The 20,655-nt window shown below is 35.1% G+C and carries 17 protein-coding genes and 2 pseudogenes; 12 read left to right on the top strand and 7 right to left on the bottom strand.

The features are described from left to right. Positions 1-5: 5 nt before the first annotated feature. A complete protein-coding gene (locus IPK14_25050; protein ID MBK7996516.1) occupies positions 6-248 on the bottom strand; it encodes a hypothetical protein in 243 nt (80 codons plus the stop codon). Positions 249-508: 260 nt separating this feature from the next. On the opposite strand from IPK14_25050, the gene IPK14_25045 reads away from it, so the two are divergent. The 3 genes from IPK14_25045 (at position 509) to IPK14_25035 (ending at position 2,837) form a co-directional block, all read left to right on the top strand. After that, on the top strand, positions 509-700 hold the full coding sequence (locus IPK14_25045) for a hypothetical protein (GenBank protein MBK7996515.1): 192 nt from the start codon (positions 509-511) through the stop codon (positions 698-700). A gap of 329 nt (positions 701-1,029) precedes the next feature. Further along, positions 1,030-1,638, top strand: coding sequence for a zf-HC2 domain-containing protein (locus IPK14_25040; protein ID MBK7996514.1), 609 nt, complete (start codon positions 1,030-1,032; stop codon positions 1,636-1,638). Positions 1,639-1,769: 131 nt separating this feature from the next. After that, positions 1,770-2,837, top strand: a complete 1,068-nt coding sequence (locus IPK14_25035) for a tetratricopeptide repeat protein (GenBank protein MBK7996513.1) — start codon at positions 1,770-1,772, stop codon at positions 2,835-2,837. On the opposite strand, the gene IPK14_25030 is transcribed toward IPK14_25035, so the two are convergent. Together IPK14_25030 and IPK14_25025 are read right to left on the bottom strand one after the other, a co-directional pair. After that, positions 2,838-3,641 carry a hypothetical protein gene (locus IPK14_25030; GenBank protein ID MBK7996512.1) on the bottom strand — a complete coding sequence of 268 codons (804 nt, stop codon included), beginning with the start codon at positions 3,639-3,641 and terminating at the stop codon, positions 2,838-2,840. A 222-nt stretch (positions 3,642-3,863) separates the two neighbouring features. Continuing rightward, entirely contained in the window at positions 3,864-4,583 is a 720-nt protein-coding gene (locus tag IPK14_25025; GenBank protein ID MBK7996511.1) for a hypothetical protein, read from the bottom strand. A 108-nt stretch (positions 4,584-4,691) separates the two neighbouring features. Here IPK14_25025 and rfaE2 point away from each other — a divergent pair, with 108 nt between their 5' ends. The 9 genes and pseudogenes from rfaE2 to maf all read left to right on the top strand — a co-directional run bounded on the left by rfaE2 (position 4,692) and on the right by maf (position 13,926). After that, positions 4,692-5,201, top strand: a complete 510-nt coding sequence (gene rfaE2, locus IPK14_25020; GenBank protein MBK7996510.1) for a D-glycero-beta-D-manno-heptose 1-phosphate adenylyltransferase — start codon at positions 4,692-4,694, stop codon at positions 5,199-5,201. Continuing rightward, positions 5,170-6,576, top strand: a complete 1,407-nt coding sequence (locus tag IPK14_25015; protein ID MBK7996509.1) for a hypothetical protein — start codon at positions 5,170-5,172, stop codon at positions 6,574-6,576. The genes rfaE2 and IPK14_25015 overlap by 32 nt, the downstream gene beginning before the upstream one ends. A gap of 88 nt (positions 6,577-6,664) precedes the next feature. After that, positions 6,665-8,774, top strand: a pseudogene (gene mfd, locus IPK14_25010) (transcription-repair coupling factor). 78 nt (positions 8,775-8,852) lie between these two features. Next, positions 8,853-9,860 carry a peptidylprolyl isomerase gene (locus tag IPK14_25005; protein ID MBK7996508.1) on the top strand — a complete coding sequence of 336 codons (1,008 nt, stop codon included), beginning with the start codon at positions 8,853-8,855 and terminating at the stop codon, positions 9,858-9,860. A 91-nt stretch (positions 9,861-9,951) separates the two neighbouring features. After that, positions 9,952-10,248 (top strand): RNA-binding S4 domain-containing protein, encoded by a 297-nt coding sequence (locus IPK14_25000; GenBank protein MBK7996507.1) that lies wholly within the window; start codon positions 9,952-9,954, stop codon positions 10,246-10,248. Between the two features lie 86 nt (positions 10,249-10,334). Continuing rightward, complete coding sequence (gene hslV, locus IPK14_24995; GenBank protein ID MBK7996506.1) at positions 10,335-10,859, top strand: ATP-dependent protease subunit HslV; 525 nt, start codon at positions 10,335-10,337, stop codon at positions 10,857-10,859. A gap of 44 nt (positions 10,860-10,903) precedes the next feature. Then, positions 10,904-12,252: pseudogene (hslU, locus tag IPK14_24990) on the top strand (ATP-dependent protease ATPase subunit HslU). After that, the gene (locus tag IPK14_24985) at positions 12,224-13,339 is read left to right on the top strand and encodes a hypothetical protein (protein MBK7996505.1); all 1,116 of its coding nucleotides are present in this window, start codon (positions 12,224-12,226) and stop codon (positions 13,337-13,339) included. The pseudogene hslU and the gene IPK14_24985 overlap by 29 nt, the downstream one beginning before the upstream one ends. Continuing rightward, the gene (gene maf / locus IPK14_24980) at positions 13,336-13,926 is read left to right on the top strand and encodes a septum formation inhibitor Maf (GenBank protein ID MBK7996504.1); all 591 of its coding nucleotides are present in this window, start codon (positions 13,336-13,338) and stop codon (positions 13,924-13,926) included. Before IPK14_24985 ends, maf begins: the two co-directional genes overlap by 4 nt. Positions 13,927-13,984: 58 nt before the next feature. Here the strand turns inward: maf and IPK14_24975 are convergent, their stop codons facing one another. The 4 genes from IPK14_24975 to IPK14_24960 form a co-directional block, all read right to left on the bottom strand. Continuing rightward, entirely contained in the window at positions 13,985-15,418 is a 1,434-nt protein-coding gene (locus IPK14_24975; protein ID MBK7996503.1) for an amidase, read from the bottom strand. A gap of 25 nt (positions 15,419-15,443) precedes the next feature. Beyond that, positions 15,444-16,331 carry a tRNA 2-thiocytidine(32) synthetase TtcA gene (gene ttcA / locus IPK14_24970; GenBank protein ID MBK7996502.1) on the bottom strand — a complete coding sequence of 296 codons (888 nt, stop codon included), beginning with the start codon at positions 16,329-16,331 and terminating at the stop codon, positions 15,444-15,446. Between the two features lie 27 nt (positions 16,332-16,358). Then, positions 16,359-17,813 (bottom strand): hypothetical protein, encoded by a 1,455-nt coding sequence (locus tag IPK14_24965; protein MBK7996501.1) that lies wholly within the window; start codon positions 17,811-17,813, stop codon positions 16,359-16,361. A 92-nt stretch (positions 17,814-17,905) separates the two neighbouring features. After that, positions 17,906-20,620: a zinc-ribbon domain-containing protein gene (locus IPK14_24960; protein MBK7996500.1), complete on the bottom strand. Its 2,715-nt coding sequence runs from the start codon at positions 20,618-20,620 to the stop codon at positions 17,906-17,908. Positions 20,621-20,655: the final 35 nt, after the last annotated feature.

Raw genomic sequence — 20,655 nt, 5'->3', positions numbered from 1 at the left:
TATTCTTAGTCAATTTCTTTTACATTTATTGGCAAATAAATAATAACACTTAGTCCATTTGGAATTAGGTTTTTAGCTTCAATCTTTCCTTTATGTAATTTTACAGTTTGCGCAACAATTGCTAATCCTAAACCACTACCACCCCTATCACGCTCTCTAGCATACTCTACCCGATAAAATGGCCGAAATATTTCTGTTAAATCCGATTGTGGTACACCATCACCTTGATCTTGTACATAACTGCCCAATCTTTACCTAACAAAGTTTGACGGTTTAAAAAAACTTGAACTGTAGAATTTTCTTTAGTATAACAAATAGCATTGCGTAAGATATTATCTATAGCACTATATATTAAGTTTTCATCTGCTAAGACTGAAATTTCATTTAACTGATAAGTCACTTTAGAGTTTTTATTTTGAGCTTCAAAATCAGCATCTTCAGCTATGAATTTGACCCATTTTGCTAAGTTAATACGCTAACATCTAAAGGTCGTTTTGATGAAGCACAAATACGCACTCTTTCACAACAGTATTTACTAACAATGGTTAATATGATAGTTGCCCATACAACCACCACTTTTAATATCTATTCTGTGCTTAATGATGAGCAAAAAAAGACATTTTTAGATTTTCCTCTTTTTAGTGGCCCACCTAGACCTGATGCCCCTTTTTCACCAGGTCATAGAATGCCCAAAAACTAAATTTTTTCTTTCTTACTAATTTTTTTTGATTAGCTTACTCTCCTATAAAATTTTTCTTAAGGTAAAAAGAATGATTAATCTTTTTACCTTAAGTATCATATTTATTAAATTAATTTTAATAGGAATATAAAATAAGGTGATTTACTTATTGTACGTTATATGATTACTAATTCTTTTTACTTACTAATATTAATATGCTAATAATACTAGCAATAGCAATATTAATATGCTAAAGTGCGAAAATTATAACAATTTCTATTAGTTTCAAAACAACCAATAAATAGACTAATCAAAACTATATTTTAACAAGTTAAAGGTGTGATTTTTATATGAGGTTTCACCCTGAAGAATCATCTATGCCGGTTTGTACAGCAGAAAACGTCCCTTTGTTTGTAATGTATGTTAAAAAAGAATTGCCAGAAGAACAAACATTAAAACTTGAGCATCATTTTAAGGAATGTAGCGATTGTAAGATTAATTGTCTTTATACAAAAGAAATTCTTCAACTTAAACATCCACTTTCTTGTGATGAAAAAACCTTGCTGTTAAAATACTTAACCGACCCTCTTTGGTATTATGCAATTAGTAATGCTAAAAAGCAGATTTTATTTGAAGTAAAAGAACTAATACAAGAAAATAAACCTAATAGTATCAAAAAGCTACATTTTGCTAGCAAAACTCCTGATAAGACCATTGATAATCAAAATTATATTAAAAATATTTTTCAACAATATACTTATTTTATTGTAACTGTTTTAATGATTAGCTCTATTACTTTAGGCTATTTTAGCTATGCAACTATTACTAATAAAAGTTTCAATTTATCATCCAAATATTCTTTATCATCTTTATCAATAATTGAAGGAAGTAATTATTTATTGAAAATAGCTCAGATTTTGCTGATAGTTTTCAAGAAAATATCCTTTATAAACAATTAGACACTAACATCAATGAGTATTTAACGACTAAAGATAATTTTTACTTAAAACAATCAAAAACAATTGCTCAAGAATTACAAAACAAATATCAAGAAAATTATGGGGTAGATTTAGTCAAATATTATGAAACCGTGCCAATAGAACAATTATCAAAACTCTCGCTTTATCGTGAGCAAATGTTAGCACTACTTAATGAAACATCTGGAAATAACTTTGAAAAAAGACTTAAAGAAAGCCAAACGTTAGAAAGTAAATTCCTAGAATTAGGCAATACTATTGAAGCTTATAGAATTAAAACCATTAGTAATAAAATGTATACTTTTTTACGTGACTATAAGCAAACAAAAATAACAGCAAATGAAGGGTTAAAATTCTCTATAGATAATAACTACTTACTTTTACAAGGTTATTTTCTACTATGGCAAACAAACTTTTTAAGTGAAGAAGTCAGCCTTGAAGAGTCTGAAAAGGCTTTTCAAGAAATTATTAAGATAGGTGAAAAGATAAAAATATATGATTTTGTTAGTCGTCCTAAGTTATCTTTAGCAACGCTTTATCACCTTAATAATGAAGACCAAAAAAGTTTAGAAATGGTTCAAAATCTACTAAATAACTCAGAAAAAATGAAAAAAGAGCGGATAATTTCACTAATGCAGCTAGCTGGATTGGCTTCATCTAACTTAAAACATTATGAGTTATCAAAATACTACCTAAAAGAATCTATACGTTTAGCTAAAAATCTTAATAATTCAAACTTTAGTTCAGATTCTATAGCTAGGTCTTACACATACTTATCATTAGTCTCTGCTGAATTAAAAAATTTTTCTGATAGTGAAGAATATCATCTTAAATCCATTAATGAAGCAAATAGGCTAGTAGACAATACTAATAGGTTAAATACGATATTCTTAATTTCTGGCTACTATGGCAAAACTAAGTTATTAGCAGGAGATCTTGAAGCAGCAGCAAAAATCTACCAAGATAGCTTAAGTATGTTTCAAGAATTAAAGCTAAAAAATAATCTAGAGTTAAGCCAGTTAAATGAAGGGTTAGCAATAGCGTTAAAAGAGCTTAATAAAATAGATGAAGCTGAAAAATATTTTGCTACTGCTAACCAGTACCGCAAATTGGCTGAAAATAACAAAGAAATAGCTAATTGTTTTCTATCTTTTGTACCAAATCCTTGTCAAATAAACTAATTATTTGATGACAGATTTACCAAAAATAACAGAATCACAAATTATTGGTTTAGGATAAAATGCTGCTTTTTCAACTGGCAATGGCATAAATTTAGGAACATTAACTTTTACTGCGTCATAGTAAAAAACAAAATGGTCAATATTCATCATATCTTTTGATGGTAAATTACTAATTGTTACTGAATAATTAGTACCTGGTTGGTAAGCTAGGCTAACTTCATTTTTTAACCCACTAATTACTAAACTATCTTGTTTATCTAATCCAACTTTAAGCGTAGGTCTTCCAATCTCCCGATTAAATTTATGTAAGCTGCTACCTGAAACAAATTGATATTTGTTCTCTGTTACATTCTCAGAATAAAACATTCCTGCATTAAAGTGTATTTTGGCAAAAAAGTTGTCTTTTAAGTAAAGCTGTTTTTGGAACAAATCATTTTCAATATCTAAACACCAACGAAAATCTTGCTTATCCTTATTCATATCTGGAGAATAATAACGCTTAGGTTGCAGCCTATTGTTAGGCATATTAACATTTAACGTTTTTCCTTTTAATTCATCTGCCTTAATTGTATGAATGAGAGTTGTTTTACCTTGCTTAATTTGCTTAATTTGAATGCTAGGTACATGATGATGAACATCTAAAATTCCCCCACTTACACGGCTATGATCTCCAAAAGCAATTGCGTGAAGCCCATCAAAATGAAAACTTACTTCGCATTTACTACTTGCATCTACATTAACTTTAGTCATTGATAGACAAAAACAAACTACAAAAAACATCATTAAAACAAAAATTTTTTTCATACTTTTTTCTCCTTAATTAATAGATTTTTTGGGGACTTATTAGCAAATAATAAAAAAGACACTATGCCTTATTAGTAGTGGTTTATTACTTTATTACTACCATATATAGTAGTTAAACAAGAATTTACTTCTTATGCAAATTAATATTTTTTACTCTTGTAAATTCAATAAGTAACAAGCGATCAGGAAACCGATCAAGTAGAAAAATACAAGAAATTTAGTTTATTCTTTGGTTGGTTTAATTAAAATTTGCAGTTTTTCTTTTGCATGACTTGCAGCTAAAGAACGAGGATAGCGGCTAAGAATTTGTTTATAAACTGCTCCATCATAACGATAAAATTTTTCTTCTGTATCAATATAAAAGTTTATTCCTAAGCGGCTATATTTATCTAATATAGGATTGTTAAGCAAATAGCGTTCAAGCTCTAATTCTTTATCAAGTTGTTCGGGAAGTCGGCGAGAGATTTTTTTGGAAAGTTCTAAGGCAATTTTTTCTGCTGCTTCACCTTCTGCTAATAAAGCATCAGGGCAAAAGCGAGATTTAGGAAAATTACTAACTAAGATTTGGGCTAAGATAATTTTCTCAACTCCTTTAGATGCTTCTATTAAGCGCATAAGGCGAGCGTCATCACCGGCTTGTGATGGACTAACTACTGATGCTGCATCAATAAAACCTCTTGTTCTACGCGTTATAGCTATATAATAATACTTAATACCATCTTGGTTTTTTATACTAGAAATAATAAAAATTTTTCGTCCGACTCTTAGTCTACGTAAACAAGTTGAAGTTACTTTTGGAGATTTTCTTAATGCTGAAAGTCCATCATCTATTACAAAAGCACGTCTAAATTGTCCATCAGCATTCCAAGCTTCTTTTTCAGCAGCTTGAACAGAAAAGCTAAAAAAACACAGCAAAGTTATAATAAAAAAGAGTTTTTGCATAAAATTCACCTGGATAAAATTTTTCTTAAATTTTTATCCAGCTATAGATGCAAAATGCACAAGATACTTGCCGAGAGTTTCGGAAAGTTGTAGATTGTTTAGTTTCTTATGGAAAAAATTCTTTCTCTTAACCAACTTTTAGAAATTCGCCTTCAAGCTAAACAGCAGGGTCAAAAAGTAGTTTTTACCAATGGCTGTTTTGATTTAATTCATCCTGGCCATATTGCTTATCTTAAAGAAGCACGTTCTCTAGGAAATCTGCTAATTGTTGCAATTAATAGCGATAAATCTATCCAAAATATTAAGGGGCCTCTTCGCCCTATCTTAACGGAAAATGAACGCGCTATTGTAATTGCTGCATTAGAAGTGGTTAGCTATGTAACTATTTTTAATGAAGAAACTCCATATAAGATAATTTCTACAGTACTTCCAGATATATTAGTAAAAGGCGGGGATTGGTCATTAGATAATATTGTAGGTCGTAAAGAAGTTGAGTCGGCTGGAGGACAAGTCTTGTCTTTGCCTTATTTAGCAGGTGCTTCAACTACTGATATTATTGGTAGAATTTTAAGCAGGTATCCTAAAAATGAACACCAAAACAACGACCCCATTAACTAATTTTTTTTCTAGCCTTAATTTTCGTAGGCTGTTAAAAGACTTACAAGCCGCTAATCAGGCCGTTGTGGTAAGTGCAATGACTGGTTCTGCCAAAGCATTGCTAATAGCTGCATTAAATAAAGAACTTTCCCGTCCAATACTTACAATTGTTCGTAGTAATAAAGAATTAGAAACACTAGAAAAAGACTTAAGGTTTTTTCATCAAATTTTATATCCTGCTAAATCCCCTGACGACAAAGCTAAACCTAAAACAGAAGCCGTTTTAACTTTACCATCAGCAGAAGTTGACCCTTACCAAGGGCTTTCGCCACACGCGGAAATAGAACAAAAACGCGCCTTTGCCCTAGATACATTAGCTCTAGGTGGAGGAGAATTATTAATTACTACTGCTAGTGCTTTAATTGAAAGAACTCCATCACCTAAACAAATGTTAAATTTAAGCATTCAACTAAAAGTAGGCGAAGATTGCCCACCTGATTTAGTAGTTGATATGCTTTTTGCTAATGGTTACTTACGAGAAGATCCTATAAGTACAGTTGGATCTTATAGCTTGCGTGGTGGAATTTTAGATGTTTTTTCTCCTAATTATTTAGAACCTCTTAGAATAGAATTTTTTGGCGATACTTTAGAATCTATACGTACTTTTGACCTAGAAACACAGCGATCTAAGGAAATATTGCAGGCTTGCCGACTCCTACCAATGAGAACCCAAACAGCTAGCCCAGAAGATTTACGAAATTTTGCCCGTAAATCTAGAGATTATTGGAAAGAATCTCAATATCAAAAAGAATTATCTAATTTATTGCTAGCGGCTGAAACAGGAGAATGTTTTGAAGGCTGGGAATATCTACTACCCTTAGTAAACCCTTTAGAATCATCTATTTTTGATTATCTACGTAATCCTTTAGTAATTATTGATGAACCAAGCGAAATAGCTCAAGAGTTAGAAAAATGGTTTCTAAAAGTTAATACTAGTTATAATTTGCTTAATGATTCTGGAAGTTTAGCACTACCTCCAGAAAAACTTCTTATGACTACTGAAGGCTTACGCGCCCGCCTAGACCATAGACAACGCTTAGAGTTACGTTTACTTGGAATTGAAGCAGCACAAATAGATAATCAATTTGAAACTGAAACACAGCAAACAAAAAATCTATTCCTTTTCCCTATAGAAGCCTGTTCAAATGAACATCCGCTTAATAGTCATTTAACACAACGCTATCATGGCCGGATTCCTGATTTAGCTGCAAATCTAACTAAATGGCAAAAAAATGAGGACATTAATATCTTAGTAATGCCTAGCTTAGGTGTTGCAGAAAGAATTGTTGAAATCCTGCGGATTATTCTGTTAAAGCAGAACTTAGAGCAGATTTAAGCAACCTAATTTCTACTAACTCTAATGGAATAATAGTAACTATAGGTAGGCTTTCTGCTGGGTGTGAACTACCAACAGCTAAACTTAGATTTTAGTTGAAACAGATATATTTGATGAAACAACTAGCGTGGATCTTCGTCAAACTCAATCACGTCGAAAACGCAATCAAATTAGCTCCTTTTTATCAGACTTTAGAGACTTAAAACCTGGTGATTTTGTAGTTCCCGTAGATCATGGAATAGGACAATTTCAAGGTTTGCAACAAATGGAAGTTAGCCCAACGCTAAAACGTGAATTTATGTTACTTACCTATGCTGAAGGAACCAAGCTTTATGTTCCTGTAGAGCGTTTAGACTTGGTGCAAAAATTTTCTAGTGCTGAAACTGCTTCTCGTCCCTCTTTAGATAAGTTAGGCGGCTTAAATTGGCAAAAAACTAAATCCCGTGTTAAAAAAGCTATGCGGGACATGGCCGAAGAATTACTTAAACTTTATGCAGAGCGCAAACTAGTAAAACGTACTCCATTTAGTCAAGATAGCCCGTGGCAACAAGAGTTTGAAGACGCTTTTGAATACCAACTTACAGTTGATCAAGAAAGTGCATTAGGAGATATAAAAGTTGATTTACATTCTGATACCCCAATGGATCGCCTGCTTTGTGGTGATGTTGGATTTGGTAAAACTGAAGTAGCGATGCGTGCAGCATTTAAGGCTGTTATTGAAGGTAAACAAATTGCTGTTCTAGCACCTACTACAATACTTGCGTATCAACACTATAAAACTTTCCAAAAACGCTTTACTTCTTTTCCTGTAACAATGGACTTGCTTTCTCGTTTTCGCTCTCCTAAAGAGCAAAAAGATACTGTACAACGACTAGCCGAAGGTAAAGTAGATGTAATTATTGGCACTCATCGCTTACTTTCTAAAGATATTGAATTTAAGTCTCTGGGCCTAGTAATTGTTGATGAAGAACAACGTTTTGGAGTAACACATAAAGAAAAACTTAAGCAAATGCGTAGACGTGTAGATGTATTAACTATGTCTGCAACTCCAATTCCTAGAACATTAAATATGTCCCTAGCTGGTCTTAGGGATATGTCAGTAATTGAAACTCCTCCGTCAGATCGTCTAGCTGTGCAAACTCACGTAGTACAATTTAACGAAGGTGTTATTCGTAGTGCAATAGAAATGGAACTCCAGCGTGGTGGACAAGTTTTCTTTGTACATAATCGAGTAGAAACTATTTATTCAATTGCTGATTTAATTAGAAAACTAGTTCCAAAAGCTAGAATAGTTGTAGGGCATGGTCAGCTAAACGAAACTGAGCTAGAAGATGTAATGATGAAATTTATCCAGCATGAAAGCGATGTGTTGGTTGCAACTACAATTATTGAAAATGGAATAGATATTCCTTTAGCTAATACAATTATTATTGACCAGGCTGATCATTATGGATTGTCTCAACTTTATCAACTGCGTGGCCGCGTAGGTCGCTCTAGTCGCCGAGCCTATGCTTATTTGCTAGTTCCTTCTGAACAAAATTTAACACCCATTGCTAGACGTAGACTTGCTGCAATTCGTGAATTTTCCGACTTAGGTTCTGGTTTTCGTATTGCAGCACTAGATTTAAATTACGCGGTGCAGGTAATTTACTAGGCGGTCAGCAATCTGGTCATATGGACACTATTGGCTTTGATCTTTATTGTCAAATGCTAGAAAGAACTGTCCAGAGCTAAGAGGCGAACCCATTGAGGAAGATACTGCTGTAACAATTAATCTAGGTGTAGATATCCGTATCCCAGAAGATTATATTTCTGATATGGGGCAAAGATTACGTACTTATAAGCGTATCTCTACAGCTAATGAAAAAGATTTAGTTAATATTCAAGCAGAATTAGCTGATCGTTATGGTCGTAGACCTCAAGCAGTGGAAAATTTATTTAGTTATGCTCGACTTCGTTCTTTTGCTAGTAGTTTAGGTGTTATTTCTATTGACCGAGAAATTAAACACTTAAATATTAAGTGGAAAGAAAAAGCACAAATAGACACAAACAAACTTATTCAGTTTGTTGCATCTAACAAAGATGTGAGCTTTTCACCTGCTGGAGTGTTAAAAATTAGGTTGGCAGATAATTTTGTAGATTCAGAGGTTTTTCAGGTAGTCGAAAACCTCTTGCACAAATTTGTTAGGCCAACATAAACTAAGACCTGATAAAACAAGTTAAATTAAATAATCTATTCCAACTCAATCTGTTTAATTTGATGGAGTTTAAAATTTATGAAGTTTAGTCGATTTTTCTTTACAGCAATATTAATTGCTTTGCTAAGCATCTCTGTTTTTGCCCAAGAACCCCAACTAGTGGATGAAACTGTTGCAAGGGTCAATACTGATATCATAACTCTTTCTGCTTTAACCAAAGCCAAAGCAGCTTATAAACAAGAGCTTCTAGCTAAATTCAACAATGATCAAGCTAAAACAGATGAAGAATATAAGAAAAATGAAAGTAATATCTTAAATATTCTTATTGAAGATAGACTTATTAATCAACGTGCTTCAGAACTAGCAATTGATGTTGAAGCTGAAGTAAACCAAGCTTTTGTCCGTCTTTCTGAACAAGCACAAATGAGTTTAACTGAGTTTCAAGAATATTTAGTTCAGCAAAATATTGACGCAGAAGATTTACGTAAATCTTTTCGTACTGACGCACAGCGTCGGGTTATTTTATTTCGGGAAATAATTAACCCAATCTATGACAAAGTAACAATGGAAGAAAAACGAGCTTGGTTTGATAGTCATGCTGAAATTTTTAAGCTTCCAGGAGAAGTTACTATAAGTGAAATTTTTGTTTCATTTGAAGGCCGTTCTGAAGCCGAAGCCGCAGCACTTGCTAAACAAGTTGTAGCCGATGCACGCGCAGGAAAATCATTTACAGACCTAAATAAACTTTATTCTGACCCAAAACGAGAATCAACCAAAAAGGGTGGTCTATTGCCTCCTTTTAAGGATAGTGACTTAATAGATTATCTACGCAAACTTGTAGATAATATGAAAGTTAATGATGTGTCCGATCCTGTGCGTTTAGATAAAGGCTTTCAAATTATTCAATTAAACCAGTATAAAGGCGCAGGCTTAAGAGATTTTACAGAAGTTGAGCAATATATTGCTCAAGAAATAGCTTTTGAAAGAGGTAATGGACAGTTAAAAGACTACTTCAAAAAGCTAAGAGAAAAATCTTATATTCGTATTGCTGAAGCCTATAAACCATCTAGTGACAGCAATGATTAACCCTAAATTATTAGTCTTTAGAAAAAAGCACGCAAAATGCGTGCTTTTTCCTTGTAACTACTCGATTATAAATAACTTTGTAGCTTAATTTATGAGATTAGATTTATTCTTAAAACTTAGTCGGCTGGTGATTCGTCGAACTGTTGCAGCAGAAATCTGCCGGGCAGGGGCAATATTAGTTAATGATTTGCCTGCTAAAGCAGGTAGAGAAATTAAAGTAGGCGACAAATTAACATTAAGACGACGTGGACAAAAACTTTCTGTTCGTGTTGCTTTAATTCCTACAGGCAATGTTTCTAAAGCTATAGCTCCAACTCTCTATGAAATCTTAAGTAGCGAACCATTTAACGAAATAGATAATATATTGACTGTAGATGCTGATAGCTAAACTAACAGCAATATTAATGACTAGGAAATATTGTGACTAAAAAAATAACCTTAAAACCTTCCAAAAAAGCTAATAAAGCTAATAAAATTCGTTCTACTACTGTTATCTGTGTACGCAAAGATAATAAAGTAATAATGGCCGCAGATGGGCAAGTTACTTTAGGAAACACAGTAATGAAAGGCAATGCACGTAAAGTACGCCGGCTTTATAATGATAAAGTTCTAGCTGGGTTTGCTGGCTCAACAGCAGATGCTTTTTCCCTGCTTTCTCGTTTTGAATCAAAGCTTGAGCAATATCATGGTCAATTAAACCGTGCAGCAGTAGAGCTTGCTAAGGATTGGCGTACAGATAAATATTTACGCCACCTAGAAGCCCTTCTTCTAGTAGCAGATGAAAAATATTCTTTAGTAATTTCTGGAACAGGTGATTTAATTGAACCAGAGGATGGAATTATGGCTATTGGCTCAGGTGGCCCTTTTGCACTTGCAGCGGCGCGGGCTTTAGCATTACACTCGCAGCTTTCCGCCCGTGAAATTGCTGAAGAAGCAATGAAAATTGCTGGTACTATTTGCATTTATACAAATACAAACTTGATAGTTGAAGAATTATAAGAGGCCCTATGGTTATTTATCTTGCTGGTGAAATAGAACCACAGATTAATTTAGATGAACTAACTCCAAAACAAATTGTTGCTGAACTTGATAAACATGTTGTTGGTCAAAGGGCTGCTAAACGTGCTGTTGCAATAGCATTAAGAAACCGTATTCGCCGCCAAAAATTACCCATTGACCTAGCACAGGATGTCATCCCTAAAAATATTATTATGATTGGCTCAACTGGCGTTGGAAAAACAGAAATTGCCCGCCGTCTTGCTAGACTAGCTAATTCTCCTTTTGTAAAAGTAGAAGCTTCTAAATTTACCGAAGTTGGTTATGTTGGTCGAGATGTAGAGTCAATTGTTAGGGATTTAGTCGAAATCGCTATAGACTTAGTTAGAGAAGAAAAATTGAAGAAATTACTGAGAAAGCCGAATTTAACGCAGAAGAACGAATATTAGATATATTACTTCCACCTAATAAGCCTTCTGAAAATGAAACTGAAAACACTTCAGACCAATTTCAGCGAACGCGCGAAAAACTTCGCCAACAACTTAGAGATGGTCGCCTTAATAACCGTTTGATTGAAATTGAACTTCAAGAAAGAGGCATGCCTAGCGGTATTGAAATTATTACTCCTCAAGGTATTGAGGAAATGGATATTAATCTAAAAGATATGTTGCCAGGAATTTTTCCAGGTGGACGTACCAAAAAACGTAAAATGACGGTTGAAGAAGCTATAGAACATTTAATTGCAGAAGAAGAACAAAAGCTAGTTGATATGGATCAAGTTTCTCGTATCGCTCTGGAACGGGTGGAAAATTCTGGTATTGTCTTTTTAGATGAAATAGATAAAGTAGCAGGAAGAGAAGGTACACACGGGCCAGATGTCTCTCGTGAAGGTGTTCAGCGCGACCTTCTCCCAATTATTGAAGGAACTACAGTTAATACTAAATATGGAATGGTTCGCACTGACCATGTTTTATTTATTGCAGCAGGTGCTTTTCATGTCTCTAAACCTTCAGACTTAATTCCTGAGCTTCAAGGGCGTTTCCCTATCCGTGTTAATCTTGATCCTTTAACTAAAGATGATTTTAAGCGTATATTAACCGAGCCTAAAAATTCATTAATCCGTCAATATACTGCACTGCTTGAAACTGAAGGCATCACTCTACAATTTACTGATGATGCTATTGAATCAATTGCTAGCTTTGCATTTTCTGTAAATAAATCTACTGAAGATATTGGAGCAAGAAGACTTCATACAGTAATGGAAAAACTTTTAGATGAAATCTCTTTTGAAGGCTCGGATTTAGCAGAAAAAAAACAAGTTATTGATGAAGCTTATGTCAACAAAATGTTAGCAAATATTGTTCAAAATGAAGACCTTAGCCGTTATATTTTATAAATATTCTATTATTATTACAGTATTTTTAATGCTTACTACAAATACTATTTTTTTAGTTGGTTGTGGTCGTGTTGGCCCACCGCTACCGCCAATAAAATATAAAGCATTAGTTCCAGAAGTTCTACAAGTACACCAAAGAGGAACAAATTTAGTTTTAACCTGGCCCAAACCTAGCTCTATTTCTTTACAAAATTCTAAAGTCTTGCGGGCTGAAATCCTAAGACGAGATGAAAACCCAAATACACCTCCGAGGCTTCCAGAAGAAACATTTTTAGCCGAAGCCCGCATAGTCGGCACCTTAACTATTAAAGACATTTCTGCTGTTGAAGCTAACACCCTATCTTTTAATGATACCTTGGCTGAAAATGCCCTAACTGCTGATGTACGTTATCGCTATGCTATTCGCTATAGTAATTTTGCCGGTGTCCCTTTACCACTATCTAATTATGCTTTTTTAGAGCCTATTAGCCAAATTGCTCGCCCACCAGAAAATCTTGCTACTGAATTATCACAAGATGCAATTAAACTTTCTTGGAATGCTCCTACAGCTAATTTAGATAACACAACCCCGCCTAGGGTAATTGGTTACAACATTTATAGGCGTGCTAAAGATAACAATTTCCCAAACCAACCAATTAACGCTAACCCTATTATTGAAACTTCTTTTGAGGATCGGCAATTTAAGTTTGGTGGTAATTATTTTTATATAATTCGTAGCATCTCGCCAGGTAAAGATAGCACTATTGAAAGCCCTGATTCTGCTGAAATATCAATTAAGGCAAAAGATACTTTTGCTCCCTCAGCCCCAACTAATGTAACAGGTGCTGCGGCTGCCAGTATTGTAAGCTTATTTTGGCCTGCTAATACTGAAAAAGACTTACGCGGCTATTTAATTTACCGTGCTGATCGTCAAGATATGCCTCAAAGCGAATGGACAAAACTAACACCTACTCCAATGACAACAACAACTGTTCGTGATGAACGCGCTAAAGTAGGTCAAACTTATTACTATTTCATCATTGCTATAGATACAGCAGGAAATGAAAGTAAGCCGTCCTCTAGTGTAGAAGTGGAAATAGTTCAATGAAAAATAATTTAGTCTTAGCTTCTTCTTCACCACGTCGCCGGGAAATTCTTGGTTTATTTGCTCCTAAGCTAGAAATTATTCCTAGCCAAATTAATGAAGATATTTTATCAGACGAAACACCAGAGACTTATGTTCTACGGCTTGCAAAAGAAAAAGCAGAAGACATTGCCAAAAGTTGTAAAGATAAATTTGTGGTTGGGGCAGACACAACAGTTGTTTGTGAAGGAAATATTTTAGCTAAGCCGTTAGACGCAACAGACGCTAAAAGGATGCTAAAACAACTCTCAGGCAATTGGCATAGTGTTTTAACTGGTGTAGCTGTTATTAATACTATTGCTAATAAACAAGCTATTGATATTTGCCAAACTCAAGTAAAGTTTAATCAATTAACCGAGCAAGAAATTGATTGGTATATTGCAACAGGTGAACCTTTTGACAAGGCTGGAGCTTATGCAATTCAAGGTTATGGCAGTATTTTTATTGAAGAAATAGCTGGTAATTACTTAAATGTTGTTGGGCTACCAATAACATTAGTTAGAAAATTACTTAAAGCTGTTGGTGGTGATTTAATTGAGTTTAATAAATAAGAGATACTAATAAAACTATTAATATCCCTTACCTAGCATTTTTCTATTAACCTAAATCTTAAATAGCAAAAACAGGTGGACGACGATTAGCCCAGGGTTGGGCTGTTTCTAACTGTGAAGCTAATCTAAACAAAGTAGCTTCATCCGCGTAACGACCAACAAAGTGAACTCCTATAGGCAAGCCTTGAGCATTCCAATAAAGAGGAACCGACATAGCTGGTTGACCAGTAATATTATTTAATGGAGTATAGGGAACAAATTGACCTGCACGGAAAAACCCAGCTAAAGGATTGTCTGGGGTTGGGTCAAAAGAACCTAGTTCAACAGGTGGTTCTCCAAGAGTTGGTGTAAGGTAAACATCATAATTAACCATAAATTGGGCAACCTGACGGGTGACTTGTTGGAAGTGAAATAGAGATAAAATTAAATCAGAAGCTGGTATTGCTTGACCCATTTTGTACATTGCCCAGGTCAACGGCTCAAAGTATTCTTCTTTTAAGGGTTTGCCAGTGCGACGTTGCCAGCCATTAAGTAAAGAAGTACAAACAGATGACCAAACAGCAAAAAAAGCTTGATTAAGTAAATCTGTGTTTAAGACATCGGTTGGGGAAGCTTCTTCTACTATATGACCAAGGTCAGCGCAAAGTTTAGCCGCATCTTCAACAGCTTTAATGCAATCAGGGTGGATTTCTACACCTGTTAAGCTTTTGGTAGTAAAAGCAATACGAAGTTTTCCAGGATCTGCTCCAACTTCAGACAAAAATGGTTGAGAAGGTAAAGGAGCAAAATAAGGATCGCCTAGGCTTGGGCCTGATGTAGCGTCTAAGACTGCTGCACTATCTCGGACTGAACGAGTAACAACATGCTCAACAACTAATCCGCCTGGGGTTTCTCCTACATCCGGGCCTAAGGAATTTCGTCCTCTAGTTGGTTTTAATCCAAATAAACCACAACAAGCCGCAGGAATACGAATTGAGCCACCACCATCATTAGCATGTGCCATTGGAACAATTCCAGCCGCTACTGCTGCTGCTGAACCACCACTTGAACCGCCTGTAGTTCGTGATGTGTCCCAAGGATTACGACAAGCCCCAAATAAAACTGGTTCTGTTGTGGGCAACAACCCAAACTCAGGAGTGTTAGTTTTACCAATAGTTATTAAACCTGCTTTTTTATACCGAGCAACTAATTCACTATCATGATCTGGTATATAATCTTTTAAGTATCGTGAGCCTGAAGAAAGCTTAACCCCTGTATACATTGGAAATAAATCTTTTAACAAAAATGGCACTCCCTTAAAAGGCCCTTCTGGAAGTTCGCCTGCGGCAATTTCTCTTGCTAGTTCATACATTGGAGTAACTACTGCATTAATAGCAGGATTTATCTTCTCAATTCTAGCAATTGCAGCATCAACTAGTTCAATAGGCTTAACTTCACCTTTTTTTACTAACTCTGCTTGTGCAGTAGCGTCCAATAATGCAAGTTCATCCATAAATATTTCCTCTCACTTAAATTAACTAATTATGACTAGATAAAGCAACTAGTGTTGGGTTAGATACATTTTCGCCATGAGCTAGCACTGAGTCTAGTTCAGCAGATAAATCCCCTGTGCCAGCAGATAAAGACTTAAAATCAAAAATCTTATGATCCATCATATGAGATGGGATTATCCGCCCAAGTGCAGCAAACATTGATGTCCAGACTTGTGGAAATTCTGATTCTAAATCTTTAATTAATCTTTTTACTCGTTTACGTTTTAAGTTTTCTTGTGAGCCGCATAAATCACAAGGAATAATTGGAAAATTTTGTGTAGCAGCATAAGCAGCTATGTCTGTTTCACGTAAGTAAGCCAAGGGGCGAATAATCATATTACGCCCATCATCACTTCGTAGAACTGGAGGCATAGCTTTCATTGTGCCATTAAAAAAGAAATTTAGCAGAAAGGTTTCTAAAATATCGTCGCCATGATGACCAAGTGCTATTTTGCTGCAACCTTCTTCAACTGCTGCATTATAAAGAATCCCTCGGCGAAGCCTTGAACAAACTGAACACATTGTTTCACCTTCAGGAATTAAACGCTTTACAATTGAGTAAGTATCTTTCTCAATAATGCGAAATGGCACACCTAAATTAGCAAGATAGGCAGGTAGAATATCAGGAGGGAAATTTGGCTGTTTTTGGTCTAAATTAACTGCCAACAATTCAAATTTAACTGGCGCACGTTTTTGTAAATGATAAAGAAGTGATAGCAAAGTATAACTATCTTTCCCACCACTTAAACAAACCATAATGCGGTCGCCTTCACTAATCATTGAATAATCTTCTATGGCTTGCCCCATACGACGATAAAGGCGTTTTTGAAGTTTTTCTATTGAATCATTATTTATTTTTGTGGACAAACTCATCTCTTTATCTTTCTATCCATTAAAAATTTAATTTATCAAACGCTGTTTTAATTCTTGTTCAAACTCATTTAAGCTTCTAAAACGAGTATGACGAGAAAGAGCCTGGTCAATATCGCTATTTTGTGCTAATTCTGAAAGAACATTTATTGTTATGTTAATACCACGTTCAGATAAAAGCTCAACTGCGGCTAAAGAATATTGGTAAGCTACTTGAGCTTGTTCAGGAGAAAATCTAATAAAAGAGCCGCTTAAATTTTTTAAGTTAAAGCTAGGATTTTGAGCTACAAGACTTGCTAATTGACGGTAATATTGCCTAGCAGAATCACCTTCTACTAGTTGAGCAATACCTTCATTAAGCCAGGTTGGACATTTTCCACGAGCCTTAAAATATACAAAAGAATGGGCTAACTCGTGTGTTATGGTTTTAGAAAGTTCTGTATTAATTTGATTTAGCCCACCTACAGGAACCCTCAATTTTCCATCATTTACAGCACCTGCCCAGCTTGGAGCGCGAGTTATATCTGAAAAAGTTTGTTTTGTATAAAAAACTGCATTAATTCTTTCTTTTGGTTCATAGTTAAATTGGCGTTTTAATTGGCTGTAGCTTGCTTCTAATGTAATTAATAGCTGATTTTCAAGCTCTAAGTTATTTGACCCACCTTCTAAAACCAGGTTAAAAAATCTGCTACGCTCATTACTAAAATCTCTGGAAACGCTTAATTCTTTTTCAGCTTTTGTTAAAGCATCTTTAATTAGCCCGTTGTCACCTAGTTTTAAGCCTGTTCGCCAAGTGTCAACAGCCTTTTGGATCTCATTTAAGTAATAATAGGCTGAGCCTAAAAAATAATAACCAAGTTGATTTTTATCATCTATTGATAGAATTTTGCTGGAATGTTGGACAACCTCACGATAACGACCTTCTTGCAAGTTAATATTACTTAAACCAAGTAAAGTATCTATATGATCTTCTTTCAAACTTAAAGCACGGTTTAATAGTTCTTTTGCTTTATCTAAATTTCCTGCTTGTTGCTCAGTAAAAGCAACTATATTCAAGGTTTTAACTAAAGAAGCAATTTTTGTTTTGTCTGTTGGGTCATTTTTTAGCTCTGCTTCTAGTTTTTCTACTGCTTCCATATTGGAATTACCCTCTATGGTACGAACAATAGGAAATCTTGGGATTGGGCGTAGTTTTGTTGGTTTAGAAGTATCTGAATTATTATCTGAATTATTATTAGGTTGGTTAGGAAAGGCTTTTAAGTCTTCCCCCTTTTCTTTATCACGTTCTAGGCTTTCTATTTTATCGCGTGAAACAGTTAAAATTGAGTCGCCAATCCAATAGCGAACAACTGTGCCTTCTTCCCGAAAAAAATCGCATTTAATAACTCGACCATCTTTTAATTTTATGGTATCAGCCCAAGAGTAAGGAGTAGAAAATAGTAGTGTTATTAAACTAGCAATTAAAAAATTTTTACTATTGTTCATAATTTATTACCCCTAAATAATATTGCCTAGAATAATGAATGAGGAAGAAACCTTAAATTTCTTCCTCATTCAATTAATTAAAACAAAATAGATTAATATGTAGTAGCTATAAACTCTGCCACTGAACCTTTATTTTTTAGTTCTGCACCTGCTTTTTGGGCTTCTGCAAAGCTTTGATAACGTCCTACTCGTACACGATACCAAATACCTTTTGCTCCTAAATCAGCCCTTACAACATAAGCTTCTGCACCGCTACTACGTAATTTTTTTCCAATACTTTCTGCTTCACCTTGGCTTTGAGTAGCACGTACTTGGACAGTATATTTTCCTGCTCCAGCTAAAGAATCTGGCAAACTACCGCCTGTGCTTGGCTTATCAGTCGCTTTTGGTGTTGGTGTTACTTTTGGAGTTGGGCTAGTTGCAGGTGTTGGGCTAACACTTGCCTTTGGTGTTGGACTAGTTGTAGTTGGTGTTGGGCTAACACTTGCCTTTGGTGTTGGGCTAGTAATTGGCTCATCAGGTGTTTGAACTACAGTAGGAGTATTTTTTACTATTTGTGTTTCTGTAGGTGTAGGTGAACTTGTTACAACTGGTGTTGGAGTCCTAAAGAAAGCAAAATAAATAATTACCCCAAGAAGTGCTACACTAGATCCTACTATCAATCCTTTAAATAAACCACTTCCACTACTCTCAGCTTCTTCTGATGCTGGTGGTGGAGAAAATATATCTGGGTTATAAACTGGTATAGGTAATTCTTCTGTCTTTATTTCTTCTTTTAATGGTTTATTAAGTATATCTGCTTTAGCTTTAGGAGGATCTGACTTTGGCTCCTTTTTAGCTGGTTCTGCTTTAGGTAAGTCTACTTTAGGCGGCTTAAATGCTGGTATTTCTGAAGCAGGCTTATCTTCTTTTTTAAGAACAGGCGGTTCTGTTTTAGGTTTTAAGGATGGTGGAGGAGGTATTTTTGACTCTGCTTTTTTCTCTTCTTCACCTTTAGTTAAACTAAATGGAGGAGAATTTGGTAATTTTTCCTCCATTTTTACAGGCTCTTTAACAAGGTTAGCACCAGGCTTTTCTAGTGTTGGTGCTACAGCAGGAGGAATAAAAGTAAAAGGACTAGATTGTTCTTTTTCTTCTAAATTAAAAGTAGGCTCAGAAGAAAGTTGTTTTGTTTTATTTTCATCTGCTTTTGTAGCTTCATTTAGTGGTGCTAATGAAGGCACACCAACTGAGGTTTTTAAGTCAAAAATATTATCACTTTGCTCTTTCTTGATTTCTGCTTTTTCTTCATTGTCTGCTGATTGCCAAGCAGGTTTACCAGCTTCAACAGCTACTGTAGCATTTAGATCTTCAGAAGCCTGGCTAAGGCCAGAGGATATTTCACTACTAGGTTTTGTTTCTGGTAAATTAAGGTCAAATTCAAATACAGGCGGAATAGGTATTGTTAATTTTTTTTCTGCCTTTTCTGTCTTTTCTTCTGATTTTTCTTTAGTACGAGATTCTATAACAGAAGCAATATCTGCATTAGTCATGGCTAAAGTGCTGTTTACCTCAGAAATTGGTTCTAAGGGATCTGTAAGATCTCTTTTGGTGTCTGCACTAGCTGTTTCTGTATTAGGCAATTCACCTGATTCTTTACGAGTTGTCCCTACTGCAATTGGAGTAGAATCATCAGAAAAACTAAACTTTTCTTTTGGCTCTTCAGCAGGTTTTTCCGCATTTGGATCAAGAAAATTAAAATTTGCTTCTACTTTTTCTTCCTTAGATGGTATAGGTAAGTCAAACCCTACCTCTTTAGGTTTACTTAAATCAGAAAAATCGAAAGCAGGTGATTTTACTGGTTCATTAATTTCATTTGAAGGATCCGTAAAAGAGAAACCAAAGTCTTTTTTTGAAGCTTCTTCATCCGTTTTAGCTTGAGCTTCTTCCATAGCCTTCTTGATTTGTGAGGGAGGAGATCCCATTACCATTGTAGACTCACCATCAAAGATAGCTTGTGCTTCTTGTGCTTCTTTTTTAGATTCTTCTTCAGGAGGCTTAAAGCTAAATGGGCCTGTAATTGGGCCGGGTTTATTTAATTCTTCTTCTGTAGCAGGTTTAGTATCTGTTACATTTGCTACTAAGCCAGCATTTGGGATAGTTGGTTGACAAACTGGAGGAGTTTGATATCTGCTAGTTCCTTTTTGAACTGCTTCTGCCGATTTTTCTTCTGTTTTTTGGTTAGGACGTACTTCTATACGTGCTTGACAATTACGGCAAGTAAATTTACCTCCACCGCCCGGTATACGCGAAGGATCTATACGATATACATGTTGGCATTTTGGACAAGTAATTTTTAAGGGTTGTGCCTTTAGTGTTCCTGTTAAGCCTCCACCTACTAATGCACCTGTTAAACCCGCCTCCACAGATGGATTTGGGGCTGTTTGTAATTTGCTAGGTAGCAGTGGTGCAGTTTTAGCTGCTGAAGTTGGCTCTCGTTTTGGTTCACTATCAGCTTTACTTAGGGTTGATTTCTTTATACCTGGGCCAGTAAAAAAGCCTTCATCTTCACTTTTTGAATCACTTTGATTTGATGTAGCAGGTGGTGGTGAGCTAGTAGCTTTTGCTTCATCAACTGCTTGTTTTTGTTCTTTTAGATCTTTGCTTGATGCTGACTCTGTAACAGTAGCCTCATTTTGTCCAGCTTGTAGTGGTCGAACTTCTACTTTTGCTTGACAACCCCAGCAAGTAAACCTTGCCCCTTTTGCAGGAATGCGCGAAGGATCTAGTCTATACTCACGCCCACATTTTGGACAGGCAATTCTCATGATAGCCTCCTCAACCTGATTAGCTCAAAATCTGA

It is taken from the genome of Blastocatellia bacterium (assembly GCA_016713405.1).
GTDB lineage: Bacteria > Acidobacteriota > Blastocatellia > Chloracidobacteriales > JADJPF01 > JADJPF01.
This window is presented reverse-complemented; position numbering and strand designations above follow the sequence as displayed.